The organism is Brevundimonas sp. (assembly GCF_036659295.1).
GTDB lineage: Bacteria > Pseudomonadota > Alphaproteobacteria > Caulobacterales > Caulobacteraceae > Brevundimonas.
Map to the genome: position 1 here is coordinate 25,446 of NZ_JAVXCU010000013.1, position 23,659 is coordinate 49,104.

25 protein-coding genes are annotated in these 23,659 nt (G+C 62.5%); 9 read left to right on the forward strand and 16 right to left on the reverse strand.

All coding sequences use genetic code 11. The annotated features are described in order from the left end of the window. The first annotated feature begins 17 nt into the window (after window positions 1-17). From RSB01_RS04320 to RSB01_RS04345, 6 genes are all read left to right on the forward strand, one after another. Window positions 18-890, forward strand: a complete 873-nt coding sequence (locus tag RSB01_RS04320; RefSeq protein ID WP_332591597.1) for a cytochrome c oxidase subunit 3 — start codon at window positions 18-20, stop codon at window positions 888-890. 76 nt (window positions 891-966) lie between these two features. After that, the gene (locus RSB01_RS04325; protein ID WP_332591598.1) at window positions 967-1,347 is read left to right on the forward strand and encodes a DUF983 domain-containing protein; all 381 of its coding nucleotides are present in this window, start codon (window positions 967-969) and stop codon (window positions 1,345-1,347) included. 10 nt (window positions 1,348-1,357) lie between these two features. After that, on the forward strand, window positions 1,358-2,083 hold the full coding sequence (locus tag RSB01_RS04330) for an SURF1 family protein (RefSeq protein ID WP_332591599.1): 726 nt from the start codon (window positions 1,358-1,360) through the stop codon (window positions 2,081-2,083). Further along, window positions 2,080-3,354, forward strand: coding sequence for a pitrilysin family protein (locus RSB01_RS04335; RefSeq protein ID WP_332591601.1), 1,275 nt, complete (start codon window positions 2,080-2,082; stop codon window positions 3,352-3,354). The genes RSB01_RS04330 and RSB01_RS04335 overlap by 4 nt, the downstream gene beginning before the upstream one ends. Window positions 3,355-3,401: 47 nt before the next feature. Then, window positions 3,402-4,010: a GNAT family protein gene (locus tag RSB01_RS04340; protein WP_332591600.1), complete on the forward strand. Its 609-nt coding sequence runs from the start codon at window positions 3,402-3,404 to the stop codon at window positions 4,008-4,010. Window positions 4,011-4,050: 40 nt separating this feature from the next. Further along, window positions 4,051-5,727, forward strand: a complete 1,677-nt coding sequence (locus tag RSB01_RS04345) for a bifunctional diguanylate cyclase/phosphodiesterase (RefSeq protein ID WP_332619530.1) — start codon at window positions 4,051-4,053, stop codon at window positions 5,725-5,727. Window positions 5,728-5,739: 12 nt separating this feature from the next. Here RSB01_RS04345 and RSB01_RS04350 read toward each other — a convergent pair whose 3' ends face one another. Beyond that, entirely contained in the window at window positions 5,740-6,333 is a 594-nt protein-coding gene (locus tag RSB01_RS04350; RefSeq protein WP_332592157.1) for a YqgE/AlgH family protein, read from the reverse strand. A 171-nt stretch (window positions 6,334-6,504) separates the two neighbouring features. On the opposite strand from RSB01_RS04350, the gene RSB01_RS04355 reads away from it, so the two are divergent. Further along, window positions 6,505-6,993, forward strand: coding sequence for a peroxiredoxin (locus RSB01_RS04355; protein WP_332591649.1), 489 nt, complete (start codon window positions 6,505-6,507; stop codon window positions 6,991-6,993). A gap of 74 nt (window positions 6,994-7,067) precedes the next feature. Here the strand turns inward: RSB01_RS04355 and RSB01_RS04360 are convergent, their stop codons facing one another. From RSB01_RS04360 to RSB01_RS04380, 5 genes are all read right to left on the reverse strand, one after another. Continuing rightward, on the reverse strand, window positions 7,068-8,936 hold the full coding sequence (locus RSB01_RS04360) for an ATP-binding protein (RefSeq protein ID WP_332619529.1): 1,869 nt from the start codon (window positions 8,934-8,936) through the stop codon (window positions 7,068-7,070). Between the two features lie 140 nt (window positions 8,937-9,076). Continuing rightward, entirely contained in the window at window positions 9,077-10,114 is a 1,038-nt protein-coding gene (locus tag RSB01_RS04365) for a quinone-dependent dihydroorotate dehydrogenase (RefSeq protein WP_332591651.1), read from the reverse strand. Between the two features lie 9 nt (window positions 10,115-10,123). Next, the gene (locus tag RSB01_RS04370; protein ID WP_332591652.1) at window positions 10,124-10,462 is read right to left on the reverse strand and encodes a DUF952 domain-containing protein; all 339 of its coding nucleotides are present in this window, start codon (window positions 10,460-10,462) and stop codon (window positions 10,124-10,126) included. A 24-nt stretch (window positions 10,463-10,486) separates the two neighbouring features. Next, a complete protein-coding gene (locus tag RSB01_RS04375) occupies window positions 10,487-10,984 on the reverse strand; it encodes a histidine phosphatase family protein (RefSeq protein WP_332591653.1) in 498 nt (165 codons plus the stop codon). Next, entirely contained in the window at window positions 10,972-11,790 is an 819-nt protein-coding gene (locus RSB01_RS04380; protein ID WP_332619528.1) for a class I SAM-dependent methyltransferase, read from the reverse strand. The genes RSB01_RS04375 and RSB01_RS04380 overlap by 13 nt, the downstream gene beginning before the upstream one ends. Before the next feature lie 46 nt (window positions 11,791-11,836). On the opposite strand from RSB01_RS04380, the gene gloB reads away from it, so the two are divergent. Next, window positions 11,837-12,565 (forward strand): hydroxyacylglutathione hydrolase, encoded by a 729-nt coding sequence (gloB, locus tag RSB01_RS04385; protein WP_332592190.1) that lies wholly within the window; start codon window positions 11,837-11,839, stop codon window positions 12,563-12,565. A 9-nt stretch (window positions 12,566-12,574) separates the two neighbouring features. Here the strand turns inward: gloB and RSB01_RS04390 are convergent, their stop codons facing one another. From RSB01_RS04390 to RSB01_RS04430, 9 genes are all read right to left on the reverse strand, one after another. Beyond that, window positions 12,575-13,420 (reverse strand): DUF4908 domain-containing protein, encoded by an 846-nt coding sequence (locus tag RSB01_RS04390; RefSeq protein ID WP_332592189.1) that lies wholly within the window; start codon window positions 13,418-13,420, stop codon window positions 12,575-12,577. A gap of 70 nt (window positions 13,421-13,490) precedes the next feature. After that, entirely contained in the window at window positions 13,491-14,216 is a 726-nt protein-coding gene (gene phbB / locus RSB01_RS04395; RefSeq protein WP_332619527.1) for an acetoacetyl-CoA reductase, read from the reverse strand. A gap of 152 nt (window positions 14,217-14,368) precedes the next feature. Then, window positions 14,369-15,730: a glutamate--cysteine ligase gene (locus tag RSB01_RS04400; protein WP_332591896.1), complete on the reverse strand. Its 1,362-nt coding sequence runs from the start codon at window positions 15,728-15,730 to the stop codon at window positions 14,369-14,371. A gap of 77 nt (window positions 15,731-15,807) precedes the next feature. Further along, a complete protein-coding gene (locus tag RSB01_RS04405) occupies window positions 15,808-16,527 on the reverse strand; it encodes a 16S rRNA (uracil(1498)-N(3))-methyltransferase (RefSeq protein WP_332591898.1) in 720 nt (239 codons plus the stop codon). A 55-nt stretch (window positions 16,528-16,582) separates the two neighbouring features. After that, a complete protein-coding gene (locus RSB01_RS04410; RefSeq protein WP_332591895.1) occupies window positions 16,583-16,900 on the reverse strand; it encodes a hypothetical protein in 318 nt (105 codons plus the stop codon). A 56-nt stretch (window positions 16,901-16,956) separates the two neighbouring features. Beyond that, window positions 16,957-17,844, reverse strand: a complete 888-nt coding sequence (locus RSB01_RS04415; RefSeq protein ID WP_332591894.1) for a bestrophin family protein — start codon at window positions 17,842-17,844, stop codon at window positions 16,957-16,959. A 58-nt stretch (window positions 17,845-17,902) separates the two neighbouring features. Continuing rightward, window positions 17,903-19,066 (reverse strand): acyl-CoA dehydrogenase family protein, encoded by a 1,164-nt coding sequence (locus tag RSB01_RS04420; protein WP_332625110.1) that lies wholly within the window; start codon window positions 19,064-19,066, stop codon window positions 17,903-17,905. Window positions 19,067-19,186: 120 nt separating this feature from the next. Further along, window positions 19,187-20,968, reverse strand: coding sequence for an acyl-CoA dehydrogenase C-terminal domain-containing protein (locus RSB01_RS04425; protein WP_332591784.1), 1,782 nt, complete (start codon window positions 20,966-20,968; stop codon window positions 19,187-19,189). Between the two features lie 3 nt (window positions 20,969-20,971). Beyond that, entirely contained in the window at window positions 20,972-21,460 is a 489-nt protein-coding gene (locus RSB01_RS04430; RefSeq protein WP_332591783.1) for a MerR family DNA-binding transcriptional regulator, read from the reverse strand. 201 nt (window positions 21,461-21,661) lie between these two features. On the opposite strand from RSB01_RS04430, the gene RSB01_RS04435 reads away from it, so the two are divergent. Next, the gene (locus RSB01_RS04435) at window positions 21,662-22,402 is read left to right on the forward strand and encodes an SDR family oxidoreductase (RefSeq protein WP_332591782.1); all 741 of its coding nucleotides are present in this window, start codon (window positions 21,662-21,664) and stop codon (window positions 22,400-22,402) included. 131 nt (window positions 22,403-22,533) lie between these two features. On the opposite strand, the gene RSB01_RS04440 is transcribed toward RSB01_RS04435, so the two are convergent. Next, the coding region (locus tag RSB01_RS04440; RefSeq protein ID WP_332625108.1) for an acetyl-CoA C-acyltransferase at window positions 22,534-23,659 on the reverse strand (1,126 nt) is incomplete at its 5' end.

Consider the following 23,659-nt stretch of genomic DNA (forward strand, 5'->3'; position numbering starts at 1 on the left):
AATTCAGAGACCCTGGAATGGCCCACGCGAAACCACAACACGACTACCACCTGGTTGACCCCAGCCCATGGCCGCTGGCCACCTCCATGACCGTCGTGGTCATGCTGACGGGGGCTGTTGTCTGGATGAAGGGCATGTTTGGCCTGCCGGAAGGCTCCAAATGGATGTTCTTCGCCGGTCTGGCCGGCGTGCTTTTCTGCCTGTACGGCTGGTGGCGCGATGTCATCCGCGAAAGCCAGAAGGGTGACCACACGCCGGTCGTCCAACTGGGTCTGCGTTATGGCATGATCATGTTCATTGCTTCGGAAGTGATGCTGTTCGTCAGCTTCTTCTGGATGTTCTTCGACATGGCCATCTTCAACGAATCCCGCGCGGCTATTCCGGAAATCGGCAACTGGGCCGAAACCGGCGCAGCTTGGGCAACCTGGCCGCCCAAGGGCGTCGAGCTGCTGGACCCGTGGTCCTTGCCGCTGCTGAACACGGTGATCCTGCTGCTGTCGGGTACGACGGTAACCTGGGCGCACCATGCCATCATCAAGAACGACCGTGACGGTGCCAAGCTGGCGCTGTGGATCACGGTGGGTCTGGGTCTGATCTTCTCGGGCGTCCAAGCCTACGAATATTACCACATCATCCACAGCCACCTGTTCTTCAACGAGACGGCGACGAATTCGGGCCTGTACGGTTCGATGTTCTTCCTGATCACCGGCTTCCACGGTTTCCACGTTGCTGTCGGCACCATCTTCTTGGCCGTCTGCCTGCTGCGCCTGTATCTGGGCCAGATGTCGCCGGAGAAGCATTTCGGCTTCGAAGCGGCTGCCTGGTACTGGCACTTCGTGGACGTGGTCTGGCTGTTCCTGTTTGCCTTCATGTACGTCATTTACGGCTGATAGGCAGACCTGAAGTCTGATACCTAGAGACGGCGCGGAACTTAGGTTACGCGCCGTTTTTCGTGGGGGAAGCCGGATGACCGAAAGCCAGAAACTGCAGGCCCCGATATTACGCGGCAAGGCAGCGGTCTGGGCGGGCGTTCGGGGCCTGTGCCCGCAATGCGGACGCGGCCCCCTGTTTTCGGGCTGGCTCAAGGTGCGCGAAACGTGTGAGGCCTGCGGCTTTGCGTTGGGCAAGGTCGAGACGGGCGACGGTGCGGCCACCTTCATCATGCAGATCACCGGCATAACGGTGGGTATGTCGGCGGTGGCGTTCAATCTGGTCTATCGGCCGCCCCTGTGGGTCAATCTGGTTTTCTGGCTGCCGCTGGTGATTGTGGTGGCTGTGGGCTTGATGCGACCGGGAAAGGGGTTGATGACGGCGCTGAACCTGTTGCGATGCCGCACGGACGGTTGAAGGGGATATGATGAGCCAGAAACGCTTTCCTGTGGTGCTGACCGTTTTGACCGTGGTCATGCTGGCTGTGCTGGTCGCCCTTGGCGTGTGGCAGGTGCAGCGGTTGCAATGGAAGGAAGGGTTGCTGGCAGCGTCCGCCCGTTCCGAGCAGATGGCACCGGCACCGGTCGAGGCGGTTCTGGCCTCGGAGGCCCCTGAGTTCCGTAAAGTTCTGATGGTCTGTCGCGGGCTGAACACGGCCCCGTTTGTGACGCTGCGCTCTATCGAGGAAGGCCAGCCGGGCTACCGTCTGGTGTCTGCCTGTCCTCTGGCGGATGGCACAACAATCATGGTGGATCGCGGCTTTATCGCCGAGGGGTTCGAGGCGCGTCCTGTCGAGCGTAGCGATGCCGCCATGCCGGTGGCCTTTACCGGCGTGGTGCGTTCGGTCTCCGAACCATCGGGCATGACCCCGCCGCCGGAAGACCGCCTGTTCTATGGTCGCGACAATCAGGCCATGGCCAAGACGCTGGGCGTCACGGGGCCGGTATCGGACTGGCTGGTCTATGCGGCCACCCCGATCAATCCCGAGATCGAAGGTCTCCACCCGTCAGTGCCGCCTGCGGCCTTCAGCAATAACCACGCCGGTTATGCCGCGACGTGGTTCGGCCTCGCAGTTGTCCTGATCGGTGTCTATATAGGTCTGCTGCGCCGCCGCCTGATGCGTCCGGCCGATCTGCAAGGAAATACCCCCTGACTGTTCGCCTGCACACGCTGTCCAACGGCGTAAGACTGATTTGCGACCCGCTGGCCGGTCGTCGCACCTTTGCCCTGAATGTTGCCGTCGCAGGCGGCGCGCGCATGGAGAGCGAGGCCCAGTCGGGTTGGTCGCACTTCCTCGAACATCTGGTGTTCAAGGGCGCAGGGGAGATGGGCGCACGCGAGATTGTCGAGCGGATCGAGGCGACCGGCGGGGCTATCAATGCCGCTACCGGCTATGAGCGCACCAGTTTCGATGTGCGGGGTGTGGACGGATCGCTGGGCCTGTCGATGCAGGTGCTGTCCGATCTGGTATTCCGTCCGACGCTGGATCCGGTCGAGATCGAGCGCGAAAAAGATGTGGTGGCGCAGGAAATCGCCGAGGCCTTTGATACGCCCGACGACCATGTTTTTGAAATGGCGCAGGCGACAGCTTTCTTTGACCAGTCGCTGGGGCGGCCCATTCTGGGTTCGGTCGAAAGCCTGAAGCCGGTTACGCGAGAGATGATTTCCGCATGGCGGGCCGCGCTCTATTCGCCGGACCGCATGGTGGTGTCGGTCTCGGGCGGTGTGGACGAGGACGAACTGCTGAAACTGGCCGAGCAATGGTTCGGTTCGGCGGTGGCCACGCCAGCACCCGAAGTCGCCGCAGCCGAGTTTATCGGTGGCGAGGCGCGCATGGCCCGCAAGATCGAACAGGCCAATCTGGTGTTCCAGATGGTCGGACCGGCGGTCCGCTCGGACGATATGCCGGTGGCGCGTCTGTTTACCGAGATACTGGGCGGGGGCATGGCGTCGCGCCTGTTCCAGTCGGCCCGCGAAGAGCGCGGTCTGGCCTATGCCATCGACGCCTATATGGAGCCGTATGACGATATCGGCCTGATCGGCATCTATGCAGGGGCTGCGGCGGATCGTTCGCAGGAACTGGCGCAGGTCTGTGCCGAACAGGTGGTTGCGCTGGCGACCGACGGTCCAAGCGTGTCTGAACTGCAGCGGGCCAAGGCGGTGATGGTCGCCGGACTATGGATGGCCGATGAAAGCGCGGCCAACCGTTCGGCCCGTCATGCCACGCAGGCGCTGGTCTATGGGGCACCGGTGGCGTCGGAAACTCTGGTCGAATCGCTGGAGGCCGTGAGCGCGGACGATATGCGTCGTTTCGGGCAGGCATTGCTGGAAGACGGGCGCACAGCCTCTGCGGTTCTGGGGCCAAAATCGGCGATCAAGGCTGCAAAAGCCTTTGCATCCACAATCAACGCCCACACAACTTGAGTCTGCGCTCTTTCGCGAGGGCATCATAAGGGCGTAAACAGGGATTGATGGCCCTGTTTGACTGGAAATCGGGAAATGACGGGCCGGTCCTGCAGGGACCGGGACTGATCCTGCGTGCGCCGCGCCCGACCGATTATCGCCAGTGGGCCGAACTGCGCGAGGCTTCGCGCGACTATCTGCAACCGTGGGAGCCGGCATGGGGCGAGGATGATCTCGGCCGTCCCGCCTTCAAACGCCGCCTGGCCATCTATGACCGCGAAATGGAACTGGGCACCGCCTATCCATTTTTCATCATGGACAAGGAAACCGACGCGCTGGTCGGTGCCATCACCCTGTCCAATATCCGTCGCGGCGTGGCCGAGACGGGGACGCTGGGATACTGGATCGGTCGTCCCTATGCCGGCGAAGGGCGCGGGACAACCGCCGTCAGGACCATGCTGGCCTTCGCATTCGACAACCTGATGTTGCATCGGGTCGAAGCGGCCTGCGTGCCTTACAACCATGCCTCGAAACGGGTTTTGCAAAAGGCCGGATTTCAGCATGAAGGAACGGCGCGAGCTTATTTGAAAATTAACGGGGTATGGGCAGACCATCTATTGTTTGCCGTTCTGGAGTCCGACCTTGGGGGGCGGGGTCTGCCGGAGTGCACCCTGTGAGGCCGTATTGACCAATCGTACCCGATCAATGGGGGGATCCATGACCGGATCGGGCGCGCGATCGACGCGCTGGGATCCTACTATGGCGCTGGAAGCTCTGGCGGCGGCGGATACGGCCCTGTGGGTGTGGGACCCGTCGCAGGACAGCATCACCTTTAACGGGGCCACGCCGTCTCTGGGGCTGGGGCCGGTGGCACCGGAATGTTCGGCGGCAACCTTTGTGGCTATGACCCTGCCGCAGGATCGGGCGCTGGCCGAGCGTTTCCTCAAACCGCGCGAGGAGGGGGCCGAGATTTCGGTGCGCTTGCGTATGCGTGGCGGCGATATGTGCCTGTGGCGCGGTGTGTGGTTGGAGGACGGTCTGAGGGCCGCCGGTATTGTGACGCTTGAGCGGCACATGGCGGCCACGTCGCGTTGCGGTCTGACCCAGCTTCTGGACCGCCACAGCTTTTTGGGCCGTGTGACCGAAATCCTGAAAGTGCCCGGCGATTACGAGATGGTCATCGCCGATCTGGACCGGCTGAAACGCCTGAACGAAGCCCTTGGGCCCGAGCGGGCCGATCTGGTTTTGTCGACACTGGGCTCGCGACTGTTGGGGGCCTTCCCCGCCGAGGCAGCACCGGCGCGCGTCGGGGAAGACGAGTTTGCTGTATTTGTGTGCCGCGACCGCCAGACGGGCAATGCCACAGCCGAGCGTATGCGCGAGGCGCTGGAGCTGCCCTTGTCGGTGGCGGGCTATGATATCTATCCGACCGTGGCGATCGGGGCGGTGACCGCCGAGGGCGGGCAGGATGCGCCTGCGGCAGGAGAGTTGCTGCGTCGGGCGTCTCTGGCACTGGAGCGGGCCAAGACGGCGGGACGTGGCGGCGTGGCGGCCTATGGCCGTGCTCTGGAAAATGACAGCCTGTCGCGGCTGGCGCTGGAAAGCGAGCTGCGCAACGCCTTCAGCCGTGGCGAGATCGAGCCTTTCTTCCAGCCGATTGTGAACCTGTCGACCGGCGCGGTGGCCGGTTTCGAGGCCTTGGCGCGCTGGCGTCACCCCACACGCGGACTGGTGCCGCCGGACGAGTTCCTGTCACTGGCGCAAGAAATGGGCCTGATGAACGAGCTGGGTCTGGTGATGATGCGTCAGGCCGCACGCCAGCTGGCCGAATGGCTGGCGCGGCATCCGGCGGCGGGCAATCTGTTTTGCAGTGTGAACCTGTCGGTGGGCGAGATCGAGCGCCCGCATCTGGTGGACGATGTCTCCGAGATTATCAGCACGACAGGCCTGCCCAAGGGTGCCCTGAAGCTGGAAGTGACGGAAAGCGACATCATGCGCGATCCGGCCAAGGCGGCCGATATTCTGGCATCGCTGCGCGAGGTCGGCGCGTCGCTGGCGCTGGACGATTTCGGCACCGGCTTCTCGTCGCTGTCCTATCTGGCGCGACTGCCGTTCGATACGCTGAAGATCGACCGTTATTTCGTTCTGACCATGGACAAGGACGAAGGCTCGGCCAAGATCGTACGCTCGATTGTGAACCTCGGGCGTGACCTGTCGCTGGAAGTGGTGGCCGAGGGCGTAGAGAATGCCGGTCTGGCCTATCTGCTGGTCCAGGACGGTTGCCACTATGGTCAGGGCTTTGGCTATGCACCGGCACTGCCTGCACAAGAGGCCGAGGTCTATCTCAATGAATCGCTGGCCGACGGGGCCGCACCGATCAAGGCCCGTAGCTAAGCCGCCCAGCGATCAGGCGGTGCCGCCGTGCGATGACAGGTTGGCGGCGTCCACACCCAGCAGGGCAAGGGCGCGGCTCCATTTGCCGGCATAGTCCTCGTCGAAGATCAGGTCGGCATCGGCATCCAGTGTCAGCCAGATATTCTCGCTGAGTTCTTCTTCCAGCTGTCCCTCGTCCCATCCGGCATAGCCGAGCACCAGGGCCGAGCGGGCCGGTCCGGTGATCTCGCCCATCGCCGCCAGAGCATCGCGCGTGCCGGTAACCGCCATGCCGCCGTGGACGCGCAGGCTGGTCTCGTCGCTGAACCAGTCGTCGGAATGCAGCACAAAGCCGCGTTCAGGCTCTACCGGCCCGCCCAGAAGGACCGGACGGCCCGTGGCCCCGTGATGGCTGACGTTCAGCGATTCCAGCACATAGGCCAGATCAACACCGGGGGCCGGAAGGTCCAGCCGCAGGCCCATGGCGTGGTCGTCATCATGGGTGCAGACCAGAATGACGGCATATTCGAACCGCTCGTCATCGATACCGGGCATGGCAACCAGAAGGCGCCCCGCCAGCGAGGGCCATTCGGCAGAGGACAGGTCGGGGGTGGGGGCTGTGCTCATAACCCTATAGTCGGTTGTGCGAGGGGCGGGCGCAAGGGGCGGGACTGCACAGAATAAACAAAGCGGGGGCGTGTTTTTACGTCATGCGGGCTTGGCGGGGGGGGCGGCTGCACTATGTTCAGGGCGAACCGTTATCCGGATGTGCCGGCTGCGGTGTCTGGAGGAAACCCCATGACCATCAAGACCGGCGAGCGCCTGCCCGAGGCCAACCTGACCCAGATGACGGCCGAAGGGCCGCGTCCGGTTTCGACGCAGGACTTCTTCAAGGGCCGTACCGTGGCTCTGTTTGCTGTTCCGGGTGCCTTTACCCCGACCTGCTCGGCGCGCCACCTGCCGGGCTATAAGGACAATCTGTCGGCCCTGACCGACAAGGGCGTGGATGCCGTGGCCTGCGTGTCGGTGAACGACGCCTTTGTCATGGGCGCATGGGCCGAAGCCAATGGCCTGAACGGCAATGACGACATCGTCATGCTGGCCGACGGCAATGGTGCCTTCACCAAGTCCATCGGTCTGGAGCTGGATGCTTCGGGCTTTGGCATGGGCGTACGCTCGCAGCGTTACTCCATGCTGGTCAAGGACGGCGTGGTCGAGAAGCTGAATGTCGAACAGGGTGGCGAGTTCAAAGTCTCGGCGGCCGAGTTCCTGATCGAACAGCTGTAAGCACAAAGATCTGCCCATATGAAAAGAGCGTCCCGTTCGGGGCGCTCTTTTTGTTTGGGGCATCTTGTTGGGGATCAGGCGGCGTTCTGTGACGCGGCTTGGGTGGCGGCCTGTTGTTCCAGCGTGGTTTGCAGGACGGCGATCAGGCTGGCGGGGGTCAGAGGCTTGGCCAGATAGGCGGTCATGCCCGCCGCCGCACAGGCCAGCTGGTCTTCGGGGGCATTGTCGGCGGTGACAGCGATGACGGGGGTCGAGGCGTTCGGCCCGCCATTCTTGCGCAGACGCCGTGTGGTTTCGCGACCGTCCAGTTCGGGCATGCGCACATCCATAAAGATGACGTCAAAAGCCGAATGGGCGGCGATTTCCAGCGCCGAGCGACCATCGACCGCCATGGAGATATCGCAGTCGAAACCTTGCAGGATCAGCTGGATCGCACGGCGGTTGATCTCGTGGTCATCGACGATGAGAATCCGCAACGGGGCTTCGTCGATATCCTCAAGCTCTTCGGCCTCACCGGAAACGGGGGCCGGAATAAAGGCTGCGGCCGGTTCGGCGACGGTGCGCACGGGTGTGACCGGCAGATCGTCTGGCGCGAGATCGGCGAAGGGCATCGCGACCGGAATATACGGCAGGTTCAGGGCCGCAGGCACAGCCCTGACGGCGCTGGTCTCGGCGGGCACAAGGGTCAGGGCCACGGTGAAGATGCTGCCCTTGTCCGGTTGGCTGCGGGTGGTCAGGCGACCGTCCATCAGGCGCACCAGATCACGGCAGATCGACAGGCCCAGACCCGAACCGCCATACTGGGCGGCAATATCGTTCGAGGTCTGGTCAAACGGGGTGAACAGACGGGCCAGCTGGCTGTCCAGCATGCCGTGGCCGGTGTCCTCGACCTCCAGTGTCAGGGCATGGTTGTCGTCATCGTCCAGCCAGCACCGGCAGCGCAGGGTGATGGCTCCACGCGAGGTAAATTTCAGCGCATTGGACATCAGGTTGTTGAGCACCTGACGCAGGCGGACCTCGTCCCCCAACAGTGCGACGGGCAGGTCTTGCGGGATTTCCAGATGCAGTTTCAGGCCCTTGGCGCGGATCGGATCCTGCCACAGGCGGGCGGTCTGGTTGATCATACGGCGCAGGTCAAAGGCCTGTTCGTTCAGCGTCAGGCGACCGGCATCAATACGCGCCTGATCCAGCAGGTCGTTGAGCAGGCTGTTCATCATCCGGCCAGCATCGCCGATCATGGCCAGTTCCTCGCGGGCTTGCGGCGAGGTCTTGTTCTGCAGCGTCTCGGCCCCCGTCAGGATGGCGGTAATGGGGGTGCGCAGATCATGGGCAATGGTGGACAGGAAGGCGGTGCGGGCAGCGACGGCCGCCTCGGCCTCGGCACGCTTGCACTCGGCCAGAGCATAGGCGGTACGCTGGTCGCGGTCGGACCGGTACAGACGCTGTGCCGCCCCCAGACAGATACCCAGAAACACCAGACAGGCCATGGTCACGGCCACGATCTCGTTGGTGGTGGCCCCCATCTGTTGCAGCATGAACGGTGTAGCCAGAATGGCCACAGCGGTCGGGATGGTGGTGATGATCGTAATACGCAGCGATCCGGCACCGTTGATGATGGACTGGACCATGCCCGCACCCAGATAGATGCAGGCGCACAGGCCACCATAGATGCCCGCCACGAACCATAACGGCAGGACCACCCAGGCAAAGGTGAGGGCCGATGTGAACAGGATGGCGTTGTAGAGGAAGCCTTGCAGGCCGCGCGGACCATACTCGTCAGTGGCACTGGAAATACGGACAACCGTCCGTTCCAGCCCGATGATGAACATGTAGCAGCAGACCCAGGCCAGAATGGTGGTGACGCCGATAATCGGGGCCATGACCACAGCCGAAGCCACCGCTGCCGCTATACGGTGCGTGACTGTCCTGTGGCGTGCAGCCATAGCTGTCGCCCAGCCTGTCGCGTGCGCTTGCGCTGTTTGCACGACCTCGGCCATCTATTTCCCCACGCGCGTTGACGTTTTTTGCCACCTTGGGTGGCGTTATATAGTCGCGATTATGGGGCCCGAGCCCTAATGGACTGTCAACGTAACGTCGATATTGCGTCGTTCAGCGTGTTAAAACCGTCCGCACGCAGACGGGCCAGCAGGTCTTTCTTGATGTCGCCGATCAGGCGCGGACCTTTGAAGACGAGGGCCGAATAGACCTGAACGGCCGATGCCCCCATGCGGATGCGCTCATAGGCCTCGGCGCCACTGTCGATACCGCCGACCGCGATCAGGGGCAGACGGCCCTGTGCGGCCTCGGCAGCGGCGGCCAGCGCACGGCGGGCAAACGGGCGCACCGGCGCACCCGACAGGCCACCTGTCTCACCCTTGAAGGCCGATTTCAGATGGGCAGGGCGTTCCAGTGTGGTGTTGGAAACGATCAGGGCGTCGATCTTGTGGGCGAGCGAGGCCTCGACAATCATGCCGATCTCTTCGCCGACCAGATCGGGGGCGATCTTCAGGAAGACCGGCGCACCATCCGACGGGCGGGCTTCGTTGATGCGGCCCAGAAGATCATCCAGCGCCTCGCGGCCTTGCAGAGCGCGAAGGCCCGGCGTGTTGGGCGAGGAGATATTGATGGTGAAATAGTCGGCCAGACCCGCAAGGCGTTTCAGACCCGCCACATAGTCGGCGGCCTTGTCCTCGGTGTCTTTGTTGGCCCCCAGATTGGCCCCGATCGGTACGCTGCGCGGGCGATCCTTCAGGCGGGCGGCAAACGGTTCCAGGCCGTCATTATTGAAGCCCATACGGTTGATGACGGCTTCGTCCTCGCTCAGGCGGAACAGGCGCGGCTTGGGGTTGCCGGACTGGGCCTTGGGCGTCACCGACCCACATTCGACAGCACCAAACCCCATGCGGGCCAAGCCGTGCAGCGCCTCGCCATTCTTGTCGAGACCGGCGGCCACACCCACAGGATTGGGGAAGGTCAGACCGGCAATGGTGACTTTCAGCGCCGCATCGTCGGCCTTGGGCGCGGGCAGGGGAAACAGGCGCGCGGCATGGATGGCCGCACGGTGGGCGGTCTCCGGATCAAGCTGGCGGAAAAGGGCGGTGCCGAGATTGGTCAGGGACATGGAACGGGCTCAGGAAAGGATCATGGTGCCGTCAGTCGTGACGGACATAGGGGTGGTTTTGACGACAGCCGAGGCGGGCAACGGGCCGTAAATGTGCGGGAAGAGGGCCCCGCCGCGCGATGGCTCCCACACAAGGGTCTCGCCCAGAGGGGCCAGCAAGACCTCGACCAGCATCAGGTCATCGAGGCCTGCATAGTGTTTGGCGGCGGTCTGTTCCAGCTGGTCTTTGGTGGACATGTGGATATAGCCGTCGGCCAGATCGACCGCCGAGCCGTCATAGCGGCCCTCGGCCAGCATCAGGCGCCAGTCGGCAGCAGACAGGATTTTATAGGCCACATCGGGGTGCATGGCGGGTCTTTCGAATGGAAAACGTTAGAGCGCCGACGGGGTCAGCCAGCCCTCGAAGGACGGGCGACCGGCGGCATCGACGCTGAAGATAGCGCAGCTGGCGGTCGGGAAACCGCCCGAGAATTTTTCGAGTACCGAGGCCGAGGCAGCGCCTTCGACCAGATAGTCGACGGCCAGTTGGTGAATGCCGGGATTGTGGGCCAGCACCAGCACGCAACCGACCGTGTCTTCGTTGATCTCGACCTCGGTGCGCAAGGTGCGGGCATCGGCATCATACAGATGCTCGATCACCTGAACTTCGGCAGCCTCGAAGCTGTCCTGCACCTGTGCCCAGGTTTGCTGGGTGCGGGTGGCGGCAGAGACAAGGGCCAGATCGGGCTTGAAACCACGGCCCGCCAGAGCGCGCCCCATGGCGGCAGCCTCGGCGCGTCCGCGTGCGGACAAGGGGCGATCTATATCGCCGCCGCCTTGGGGCGTACGGGCATCGGCCTCTGCGTGGCGCATCAGGATTAGTCGGTGCATGACTGGCCCACATAGAGGGGTTTGCGGGTTTGGGCCAGATCGCTTGTCGTCGCAGGGACGGATAGGGCGGGGCTCTGGGGCGAGGACGTGCGTGTCGAGGCAGGCTTCAGGGCCGGAACGGGAGGGGCGATGACGCTGCGGGCACCGCGTACCTTCGGGCGGGCATAGGTCAGACGACCGGCCTCCATCAGGATCAGACCAGCCGTACCGGGAAATAACAGGCGTCCGACCTGCTCGATACCATCGGAAAAAGGCAGCATGGCCCGCCACGGCGGCACATACAGGGCCTGCGACCATGCTCTTGGTTCAAGGCCGGAACTGCGGATCAGGCCTTCCATCTGGCGGCGCGAAAAGGGGCGGCCATGGCCAAAGGGGGTGGCTTCGTTACGCGCCCACAGCCCGCCACGGGCAGCAGACACGATGATGATGCGGCCCGAGGGGGATAAAAGGCGGCTGGCCTCGTTCAGCACACTTTGCGGATCGTCGGCTTCTTCGAGGGCGTGAACCAGAAGGATGCGATCAAACAGGCCCGCTGCGAACGGCAGGGCACGGTCATCGACCAGCACCGTGCGGTTGCGGCCCGCTGTGACCCACGGCTCGGCGCCCTGACCGCCCGGCATGGCGGCGATCACGCGCCGTGCGCCGGTAAAGGCGTCCAGCCACGGGGTCGCATAGCCGATACCCAGAACATCGCAATTATCTGCAGTGCCCCACGCATCGGTCAGCTGTGCCGCCAGTATGCGTCGCACCAGAGCGCCCTTGGGCTCTCCGTAGAAGGTTCGAAGGTCATCGATACTGCGCCGCATGACTGCACTATAGGATGATGCGGGGGGTATCGGCTAGGATGTCTGTATGACCCTACAAATCCGCCAATTTCCGTGCCTGAACGACAACTATGGCTATCTGGTTCTCGACGAGGACAGCCGGCAGGTTGCCGCGATCGACAGTCCCGATGCGGATGCCATTCTGGCCGAGCTGGACAAGGCGGGCTGGGACCATCTGGATCTGGTGCTGAACACGCACTGGCACCCCGACCATACGGGCGGCAATGAAAAGCTGAAGGCCGAAACGGGATGCCGGATTATCGGTCCCGAAGAGGTGAGGCGCGCCGCACCGCTGGATCAGGTTGTGGGCGACGGCAGCCGTATCTGGCTGGGCGAGACGGCCTTTGATGTGATGGCTGTGCCCGGTCATACGCTGGGCCATGTGGTGTTTCACGCCAAGGCTGATCGTGTGGCCTTTGTCGGCGATGTGATTTTTGCACTGGGCTGCGGGCGTCTGTTTGAAGGCACGCCCGAACAGATGTGGGACAGCCTGTCGCGCATTGCACAGTGGGACGACGAGACGGTGCTGTATTGCGCCCACGAATACACGGCCTCCAATGCCCGCTATGCCCTGTCACTGTCGGACGATGCGGCGCTGAAAGCCCATTGCGACGCGATTTTCGCCAAGCGCGAGCGCGGGGAATGGACGGTGCCGACAACGGTGGGGGTCGAGAAGCGCTTTAACCCGTTCCTGACGGCGGGCGATGCGAAGGCCTTTGCCGAACGCCGCGCAGGCAAGGACAGCTTTGCGGGCTAGGGGCGGGCCCTAGTCTTCGGGGATAATGGCGCGGATGATACGGGCCGAGGACGGACGGCCTGCCACGCCGCGCGACGGGTCCACGACCACACGCAGCTCGCCGCGCTGGTAGGTCACAGCCGAGCGGTTACCCTCGATAATCGTGATGACACGCAGGCGGTCGAGGAAGGGCTTGGCGCTGGGGGATCGGGCAATACGGATCACCGTATCTGTCGCCACGATCAGGGCCTCGACGCACAGGGCCTCGGACTCGTCGCCATAGACATTGATCTGGACCAGACGGCCCACGGCATCGCTGATGAGACCCGAACGGCGCGTCATCAGGTTGAACAACTGGACCGGACCCAGAGCTTGCGGCTCCAGATTGGGGACGGGGCCGCTTTCGGTCGAGACGGGCGAGCCGCCGGGGCTGCGCGAGGAATACAGGGTAATGCCGCCGCTGGCATTGACCCGCAGAACCTGCTCACCCGCATCGTTGCGATAGATGGTGTCCCCGCGCGGGGCCGAGGACGGGCGCAGTACCCATGTCTCGTTCGAGCGGTCAAAGCGCAGCAGAACCTGCGATCCCGATTGGCCCAGAGCAAAGCCCTGTCCGGTGGCGGCGCTATAGCGACCGATGCGCGGTGTGGTGCGTGTGACCGATTGCGAACGGATCTGGCGGCTGTACTCGATCTGGGCGTTGCCGCGTTCCTGACCGGTCAGGACCTGAGCCGAGGCACTACCGGCCCCCATCAGGGCCGCGCACAGGCTCAAGGTTGCCAGTCTCACAGACGCATGGCCCAGCGCGGAGCAGCACACAGCAATAGCGCCCGATGTTTCCACATCGGGGGCTAGCACAGGCGGTTTCTCCACCATTGGCAGGGCCACGCAATTCATAACTTCAATCGTCCGATGAAGGCGCGGCAGATTTTAGGCAGAGTCGGGGTCACCCTACGAGGTATTGTCCGCCATTGAGCGAGAGTGTGCAGCCTGTGACATATCCGGCACGCTCGCCCGACAGCCAGGCCACCATATCGGCGATCTCTTCGCCCTTGCCCAAACGCCCGACCGGAATCTGTCCGACGATGCTCTCCAGAACCTTGGGGTCCATGGCATCGACCATTTCGGTATCGATATAGCCGGGGGCGATACAGTTGACCGTCACACCCTTGCGGGCGTTTTCCAGCGCCAGTGCCTTGGTAAAGCCGATCATACCGGCCTTGGCTGCGGAATAGTTGGTCTGGCCGATCTGGCCCTTCTGGCCGTTGATCGAGGAAATGTTGACGATCCGGCCCCAGTTGCGATCGCGCATGCCGTTGATGACATGGCGGGTCATGTTGAACACAGAGTCCATATTGACGCGGATGACGTCGGACCACTGGTCGGGGTTCATCTTGTGGAAGAAGCCGTCGCGGGTAATGCCCGCATTATTGACCAGCACATCGACAGGGCCAAAGCGGGCCTCGACCTCGGCCACGGCGCGGGCGCAATCGTCGAACGAGCCGACATTGCCTTTGACGACCATGACGCCCAGTTCCTCGGCGGTTTTGCGGGCGGCGTCCTCGTTGCCGGAATATCCGGCGGCGACATTGAAGCCGTCTTCCTTGAGGCGCTGGACAATGGCCTTGCCAATGCCGCGAGTGCCTCCGGTTACCAAAGCGGTGCGCGTCATAACTGCCTCCCCGTTTAGGCATCGCCGCAACAAGCGAACGACGCTGTATCCCAAGGCTTAACGCCTGAGGCCGGAAGGACAAGCGCCAGAAAGACACATCCGGCCTGTTCTATGTTGAACAAGCCGTGATGCGGTTTTCCTAAAGCTTGAAATCAGTAGGCAAAATCGCGGTAAAGACGCGACAGATCGCCGTTCCAGTCGCCGTGATACAGGTTCAGCAGGCGCTCGGCGGGGGTGATGCCGCTATCGGCGATTTCTTCCAGTTCGCCCAGATAGCCGCGCTCGTCGACCATACCGGCCGACAGGCGGTTACGGTTCTTGAGGCCGTCCTTGGCGATGGCCACCATCTCGACGGCGATGTCGCGCACGGAGCGGCCATTGACCTGTGCCTTCAGGCCCAGACGGGTGACGTCGCGGCGCAAACGCTCGTGGTCCTCGATGTCCCAGTCCTTGCACAGGTCCCATGCGGCAGCCAGCGACGGCGCGTCATAGAAGATGCCGGTCCACAGGGCGGGCAGCGCGCAAATGCGGCTCCACGGACCGCCATCGGCACCGCGCATTTCGAGGTATTGCTTCAGGCGCACCTCGGGGAACAGGGTCGTCAGGTGGTCGGCCCAGTCCTTGAGATTGGCGCGGTCGCCGGGAAGGGCATCGACCTTGCCGTCGATAAAGGCGCGGAAGGACTGGCCGGACATATCCTCATAGACATCGCCGCGCTTGGCGAAATACATCGGCACGTCCAGCGCATAATCGACATAGCGTTCGTAACCAAAGCCGTCCTCGAACACGAAGCCCAACATGCCGGTGCGGTCCGGATCGGTATCGGTCCAGACATTGGCGCGTGCCGACAGGAAGCCGCTGGGCTTGCCCTCGATAAAGGGGCTGTTGGCGAACAGGGCCGTGGCGATGGGTTGCAGGGCCAGCGAGGTGCGGAACTTTGCCACCATGTCGGCCTCGGACGAGAAGTCCAGATTGGCCTGAATGGTGGAGGTGCGCAGCATCATGTCGAGGCCCAGCTTGCCCTTGGTGGGCATGTAGGCGCGCATGATATTGTAGCGGCCCTTGGGCATGACCGGCACGTCGGCGCGGGTCCACATGGGATCGAAACCGACACCGAGGAAGCCCAGACCGATTTGGTCGGCCACCTGCTTGACCTCCATCAGGTGACGGCCCGTCTCGTCGCAGATATCGTGCATGGTCAGCAAGGGCGCGCCCGACAGTTCAAACTGTCCACCTGGCTCAAGGCTGATGGAGGCGGTGAAGCCTTCGTCATTCTTGCGTTCAAGGGCGATGACGTTCTCGCCCTCATAGACCGGTGCCCAGCCAAAGCGGGTCAGGCCGTCCAGCATGGCCTTGATGCCGCTTGTCCCCTCATAGGCGGGACGGCGCAGGGAAGAGCGGTCAAAGCCGAATTTTTCATGCTCGGCACCGACGCGCCACTGATCAACGGGCTTTTCGCCACGGCTGATGGTTTCGATCAGCTGATCTCTGGTAAGCGGCGCGTATTCGGCCATGTGTAACCCCTATTGTTGCGGGTTAGATGATGCACGGACAAGCTCTGCACAAGCCCCCGCAAAGGTTCAAAAGCGGATTATCGTTCCCAGTCCCCAACCGCATACTGCCACAGGGTCATGGCGGATATGGCGGCGGTGTCGGCGCGCAGAATACGCGGGCCCAAGGATACGGCAGTGGTAAAGGGCAGGGCGCGCAGTTGCTCGCGCTCTTCGGACGAGAAACCGCCCTCGGGACCGATCAGGATCGACCATGCGCCGCTGCCCACTTTTTGCAGGGCAGGGATGGCCGGATCGCCGCCGGTTTCGTCGCAAAACATCAGCTTGCGACCCTCGGGCCAGTCCTTGAGGATGTCGGCCAGTTTTCTGGATTCATGCACAACCGGAACATCGAGGCGGCCCGTCTGTTCGGCCGCTTCCTCGACAATGGCATCCAGACGGTCAAGGCGGATACGCTCGGCATTGGTGCGCTGGGTGATGGTCAGCTGTACTGACCTTGCGCCCAGCTCGGCGGCCTTTTCGACCACGGTTTCAACGCGGGCTTTTTTGATACCAGCAAGGATCAGTTCGAGGTCGGGACCATAGGTCTGTTCGCGCACCTGTTCGACGCAGCGCAGGATGGCCCCTTTTTTCAGCACCTCGGCCACCTCGGCGCGCCATTCGCCGTCCTTGCCGTTGAACAGCAACAGGTCGTCGCCCTGTTTCAGGCGCATGACCTGCGTCAGATAGCGTGACTGGTCGAGACTGGGCGCAACGGCATGGCCGTCGGCCAGCGGGGCGGTGACATAAAGGCGGATCATCATTCGGGTTTAGCCGAGCAAAAGCCCGCCGTCACGCCATCTCGGTACGGGAATATCAGCTATCGGACGATGTTTGCGGCTCGGGTGCCGGGCGCGCTTCTGGGACCACACGGTCCACGGCCTCGCCGACCTTGTCAGCGGTATTGCCGACCCTTGCAGCAGCATCGGCGACGGCATTGTTACTGACCTGACGGCTCTGGGTCATGGTGAACGCGAAATAGCCGATCACGCCAATAGCGATCAGGGCGATCAGCACGCCGATAAAGCCCATGCCACCACCGCGTTTTTCGGTGACGATTGTGGTGGGGGTTTCGGTTGTGGTGACGTGCTCTACGGTACCGTCGGGATGCTCCACGCGACGTTCGGTAGTCATGGGCTTGCTCCTGTGTTGTGCCTTATCAAAGACGCAGGAGGCTAAGCGGTTCCGGTTTAGCTGAGGCGGTCGCGCTTGGCGGGCCAGACGGGCGGCAGGTCGGTTGCCCCCTGTGCATGGCGCAGTTCGCGCTCTAGCATGCGGCTCATGGCGTCCAGTGGCAGGTCGTTGGGATCATTGCCGAACGGGTCTTCCAGTTCGTCACCCAAGGCATCCAGCCCGAAGAAGGTGTAGGCCACCAGCAGCGACACGGCCATGGTCCACCAACCCAGACTGGGGGCCAGTGCAAACGGCAGCATCAGGCAAAAGGCGTGCGCCGTCCGGTGCAGCAACAGCGCATAGGCAAAGGGCAGGGGGGTGGTCTTGATCCGCTCGCAACCGGCCAGAACATGGCTCATCTCGGTCAGGCGCGTCTCCAGAACGGAATAGCGGATCGGGTCGATCAGGCCGTCTTGCAACAGCTCGCTACACTGGCGTCCAACCTTGTTCAGGGCGGCGTCTGTGGCATGGGGCGCAGGCTGTAGCGCCACCCATCGGGTGATGGCAGCGTCTTCGTCCTGACCGCGCAAACGGGCGGCCAGACCAAAGACAAAACCGCCGACACCGTCCAGCATCGCAGCACGGCGATCTTGCGGCAATAGCGAGGTCTGGCGGATAAAGGAGCGCACCGCGATAATCAGTTCGCCCCACAGTTTGCGCGCCTCCCACCAGCGGTCGTAGCAGGCATTATTGCGGAAGCTCATGAAGATCGACAGCGCCAGCCCGATCAGGGCAAAGGGTGCCGCCGCCAGATGCACCGGCAAATCCGGCCTTGTCCGGTGCAGCAGTATCGCGCCCACCGTAATGGCAGCCGTCAGGCACAGACGGCCGATCACGCGCGGCAGGATAGAGCCGTTAACAGCGAACAGGATTTGCAGCGGGCCGGGGCGGGAGCGAACGATCATGCCGTCCCTCTACCGCCCCGAAATGTCTTTTGTAAGCGCTTGCCTAAAGCGTTCTGGCTTACAGTGTTCTGGCGATCAGCAGCTTCATGATCTCGTTGGTGCCGCCATAGATGCGCTGGACGCGGGCGTCCTTATACAGCTGGGCGATCGGGTATTCGGTCATGTAGCCATAGCCGCCGAACAGCTGGAGCATCTCGTCGATGACCTCGCCCTGAATGTCGGTGACCCAGTATTTGGCCATCGAGGCGGTGGCGGCATCCAGCTTGCCCTGTAGGTGCTGCTCGATGCAGTGGTTCACGAACACGCGCGCGACCGTCAACTTGGTTTTGACCTCGGCCAGTTTGAACTGGGTGTTCTGGAAGTCGATGACCCGCTTGCCGAAGGCCTTGCGTTCCTTGACATAGGCGAGGGTGACTTCCAGACCGCGTTCGGAAGCGGCACAGCCCTGAATGGCGATGTTTAGGCGCTCTTGAGGCAGTTGCTGCATCAGTTGCACAAAGCCCTGACCTTCGGAGCCGCCAATGGCGTTTTCCAGCGGCACCTTCACATCATTGAAGAACAGCTCGGAGGTGTCGTTGGCCTCCATGCCGATCTTGTGCAGATTGCGACCGCGTTCAAATCCTTCGGCACCATCGGTTTCAAGGCAGATCAGGGTCGTACCCTTGGCCCCTTCGGCAGGATCGGTCTTGGCGACGACGATGATGAAATTGGCCATCTGGCCATTGGTGATGAAGGTTTTGGAGCCGTTCAGCACATAGTGGTCGCCGGTCTTGATGGCGGTGGTCTTGATGCCTTGCAGGTCCGAACCCGCGCCCGGTTCGGTCATGGCGATCGCGCCGACCAATTCGCCCGATTGTAGACGCGGCAGCCAGCGGGCTTTTTGCTCTTCGGTGCCGTAGTGCCAGATATAGGGCATGACGATCGCATTGTGCAGCGAGATGCCGAAATGGTCGGCACCCTTCCAGCCCAGTTGCTGCATGATGACGGCCTCGTGGCGATAGTCGCCGCCGAAACCGCCGTCCTCTTCGGGCATGGAGACGCCCAGAAGCCCTGCATCACCCGCTGCATTCCACAGCTCGCGCGGTACCGACGACGCCGCGATCCACTGGGCGAACTTTTCCGGCGGGGCGTGGTCGTCGATCCACTTGCCGACGCTGTCATTGAACAGGACGATGTCTTCGTCCTGCATGAAGGACGGGGTGGGCAGGTTCAGGACGTTCATGGACATTTTCGGGCTTCCTCTTTGTGGGCATTGTCCGCTCTGGCGGCGAACTGATGCGGGGCTGTGTCGGGCAAAAAAAGAGCCTTTCCGTCAGGGAAAGGCTCTTTCGATCAGTCTGGCTTAGAAGGCCGAGGCTTCCATATCCATCAGGACTTCGGCACCGGTCTTCATCTTGGTCAGGTGACCGGCGGCATCTGGCAGGATGCGCTCGATGAAGTAACGGCCCGTCTTCAGCTTGTTGGCATAGAACGGATCGGCATCACCGGCGTCGATCTTGGCTTGGGCAGCCTTGGCCATCTGCGCCCAGATATAGGCATAGGCGGTCAGGCCAAACAGATGCAGGTAGTCGCTGGAGGCAGCACCGGCATTGTCGGGGTTGGCCATGCCGTTCTGCATCAGCCACATCGTGCCTTCTTGCAGCTTGGCCTTGGCGTCGGACAGGCCGTCGACATAGGCCTTGATGGCTTCGTTGCCCGAGTTTTCCGAGACGAAGGCGTCGATATCGCCGAACCACGACATGATGGCGCGGCCACCCTTGGCGGGCAGTTTGCGACCGACGAGGTCTAGCGCCTGAATGCCGTTGGTGCCTTCATAGATCATGGTGATGCGGGCATCGCGCAGATACTGCGAGGCTTGGAAGTGCTCGGTATAGCCCGAGCCGCCATGAACCTGCATGCCCAGCGAGGCGATGTGGAAGCCACGGTCGGTCAGGAAGGCTTTCAGAACCGGCGTGATCAGGCCCATATAGTCGTTGGCCTTTTGGGCTACGGCTTCGTCCTTGGAATGTTGCAGGTCGGCTTGCAGTGCGGTCCACAGGATGAAGGCGCGACCGCCTTCGACATAGGCTTTGGCTTCCATCAGCATACGACGCACGTCCGGATGGACGATGATCGGATCTGCCGGACCTTCGGGGTTCTTCGGACCGGTCAGGGCGCGGCCCTGCAGGCGGTCATTGGCGAACTCGACGGCGTGTTGGTAGGCGGCGTCGCCGATGGCCAGACCTTGCAGGCCGGTGCCGAGGCGGGCCTCGTTCATGACCACGAACATGTTGTTCATGCCACGGCCTTCTTCGCCGATCAGCCAGCCCTTGGCGTCTTCATACTGCATGACGCAGGTGGCGTTGCCGTGGATGCCCATCTTGTGTTCGAGGCCGACGCACTGGACGCCGTTACGCTCGCCGATGGTGCCCGCGTCATCGACGTGGAATTTCGGTACGAGGAACAGGGACAGGCCCTTGATGCCCGGAACCGCGCCTTCGACACGCGCCAGAACGGTGTGGATGATGTTGTCGGCAAAGTCGTGCTCGCCGGCCGAAATCCAGATCTTTTGGCCCGAGATGGCATAGGTGCCGTCGCCGTTCGGAACGGCCTTGGTGCGCACCATACCCAGATCGGTGCCGCACTGCGGCTCGGTCAGGTTCATGGTGCCGGTCCATTCGCCGGTCGCCATCTTGGGCAGCCATTTGGTCTTCAGTTCGTCCGAACCATTGGCTTCGATGCCGTGGAAGGCACCGGCGGTCAGGCCCGGATACATCGAGAAGGCCGCCGACGCCGCAGCGGTGAACTGGCCGATCGCCATCGAAACGATGGAGGGCAGGCCCTGACCACCATATTCGGGGCTGAAGGCGAGGCTGGTCCAGCCGGCTTCGACCATCTGGTGATAGGCTTCTTTCCAGCCCGTGGGGCCGGTGACGACGCCGTTTTCAAGCTTGCAATGCTCGACATCGCCGGTCTTGTTGATCGGGGCGATCACGCCGTCGGCGAATTTGGCGCCTTCTTCGAGGATCGCATCGATCAGATCGCGCGAGACGTCGGCATTGCCGAAATGTTCAGCGTGGGTTTCGACTTGCAGTACGTCGTGCAGGACGAAGGACAGGTCACGGACCGGCGACTTGTAGGCCATGAGTTAAGCTCTCGCTTTAAAGGGCTGGTAGAGATTATCGGGATTGTTGAGACGTTCGCTCAACAGCGAAGCGTAGGCATCCGCTCCGGGCAAAAGGTCCGGTCTGTGTTCGACCAGTGTACGTTCCATCCAGGCACAGGCTTCTTCGGCCGTTTCGATGGCGCCTTGAATGTCTTCGAGTTGTTGTTTCAGGGCGTCCACACGGGCGCGGTGACGCGGCAGGGCAATCGCCATCTGGTGGACATTGTGTTCCTTGCGGTCATAGAGATCCATCATCTCCTGGATTTCCTGCAAGGTGAAACCGATGCGTCTTCCGCGCATGATCAGCTTCAGGCGCGCACGGTCACGCGCGGTATAGACCCGCGTCTGGCCCTTGCGCGTAGGCGTCAACAGTCCCTTGTCCTCGTAGAAACGAAGCGCACGGGCCGTCGCGCCAAACTCGCGGCAAAGCTGCCGGATCGAATAGGTGCGGAGATCGTCTGCATTAGCCATGCGGCTAGATAACTTTACGTTGGCGTAAAGCGCAAGAGCTTTACGCGCGCGTAAACGTAAGCTTTGTGTGAGGGGCAGCCCGCAATCGACGAGTACGACGTACTCTCGAGGATGTCATGTGCTGCAGAATATTGAACGTCATTACGCAAAACGGTATAAACTTAATCTGTAATTTGATTAATGCGTAATGAGGGTGGGTTTTTGTCTCCTATTGCACTGGTTACAGGCGGCACCAAGGGGTTGGGGCTGGTCACGGCACAGCGCCTGTTGGCGGACGGCTATCGGGTGTTTGTCTGTGGACGCAATGATCCGGGCGATCTGGGCGCGCTGGAGTTTATCCGTTGCGATGTGCGCGATCCGCAGGATGTGGCGGCCATGGTGGCGGATATCCGTGCCAAGGCGGGTCCGGTGCGTGTCTTGGTCAATAATGCCGGTGGTTCGCCGCCCAGCGATGCGGCCACGGCCTCACCGCGCTTTGCTGAAAAGATCGTCGGCCTGAACCTGATGGCCCCGTTATGGCTGTCTCAGGCGGTCCATGCCGATATGGCCGAGCATGGTGGCAGCATCATCAATATTTCCAGCGTTTCGGCCCTGCGTCCGTCACCGGGCACCTCGGTCTATGCGGCGGCCAAGGGCGGCTTGCTGGCCCTGACGCGCAGTCTGGCCAATGAATGGGGGCCGAATATCCGCGTTAATGCGGTGGTGGTCGGCTATATCGAAACCGAACAGACCGAGACGACCTATGGCACCGATGAGGCCCAGTCGGGCATCAGCCGCAATATCGGTCTTAAACGTCTGGGGCGTAGCGCCGAGATCGCCGATGCGGTGGCCTATCTGGCGTCGGATGCGGCTTCCTATGTTTCGGGTGCCGTGCTGGAGGTTCATGGCGGGGGCGAGCGTCCGGCCTTCCTCGATGTGCTGGAACAGGCGGGCCAGCTTTAAAGAGATTGCGCAGGCTGCTGGCTGAGGGGCTGTAGCCTGTGCATCGGGGGGCCGTTGTCTCCTGACGGACCTCCACCTTAATTAAAAAAGGCCCGCCATTGGCGGGCCTTTTCTTTTCGGGGGTTCGTCGATCAAGCGACCTCGAAGAGACCGGCGGCACCCATGCCACCGGCGACACACATGGAAACGATGACATATTTGACGCCGCGGCGCTTGCCCTCGATGAGGGCGTGGCCGACGAGGCGCGAGCCGGTCATGCCGAAGGGGTGGCCGATGGCGATGCCGCCGCCGTTGACGTTGAGGATGGCGGGGTCGATGTCGAGGTGGCGCTGGCAGTAGAGCGCCTGCGAGGCGAAGGCCTCGTTGATCTCGAACAGGCCGATATCGCTCATCTTCAGGCCTGCGCGCTTCAGCAGTTTGGGGATGGCGAAGACGGGACCGATGCCCATTTCCTCGGCCTTGCAGGCGGCGACCTGGAAGCCGCGATAGATGCCCAGAACCGGCAGGTTCTCGGACTGGGCGGTCTTCAGATCCATGATGACCTGAGCCGAGGCTCCGTCCGATAACTGGCTGGCATTACCGGCGGTGACGTGACGGCCTTCCTTGATGACCAGACCGTCCTTGAAGACGGGCTTCAGGCCCGCCAGTGCTTCATAAGTCGTGCCCGCACGGATGCCTTCGTCAGCCGACAGCGTGACCTCTTCCTCGCCGATCTCTTCGCCGGTCTTGGCAAACAGGGTCTTGGTGGTGGTCAGCGGCACGATCTCGTCATTGAACAGACCCAAGCCTTGAGCGGCGGCGGCACGCTGCTGGCTCTGGGCGGCAAAATGGTCCTGGTCTTCGCGGCTGACGCCATAACGATCGGCCACCAGTTCTGCGGTTTCGATCATGGCCATATAGGCGTGCGGGTCATGCTCCAGCACCCGCGTTGAGCGGTTGCGATAGGTGGGCATGTGCTTGTTCAGCGTCAGCGAGATGCTCTCCATCCCGCCTGCGACCGCCGCGTCGATCTCGTCGGTCATGATGCCGCGTGCGGCCAGCGCAATGGCGTTCAGGCCCGACGAGCATTTGCGGTCCAGCGTAAAGCCCGACACGGTTTCATCGGGCAGGCGCGAGGCATGCACGCTGAGACGACCAAGGTTATAGCTCTGGGTGCCCCAGTGGTTGCCGACGCCGAGGTAAACATCGTCGATACGGGCCGGATCAACGCCGGCGCGTTCCAGCGCGGCATCGATCACATGGGCCGACAGGACAGGG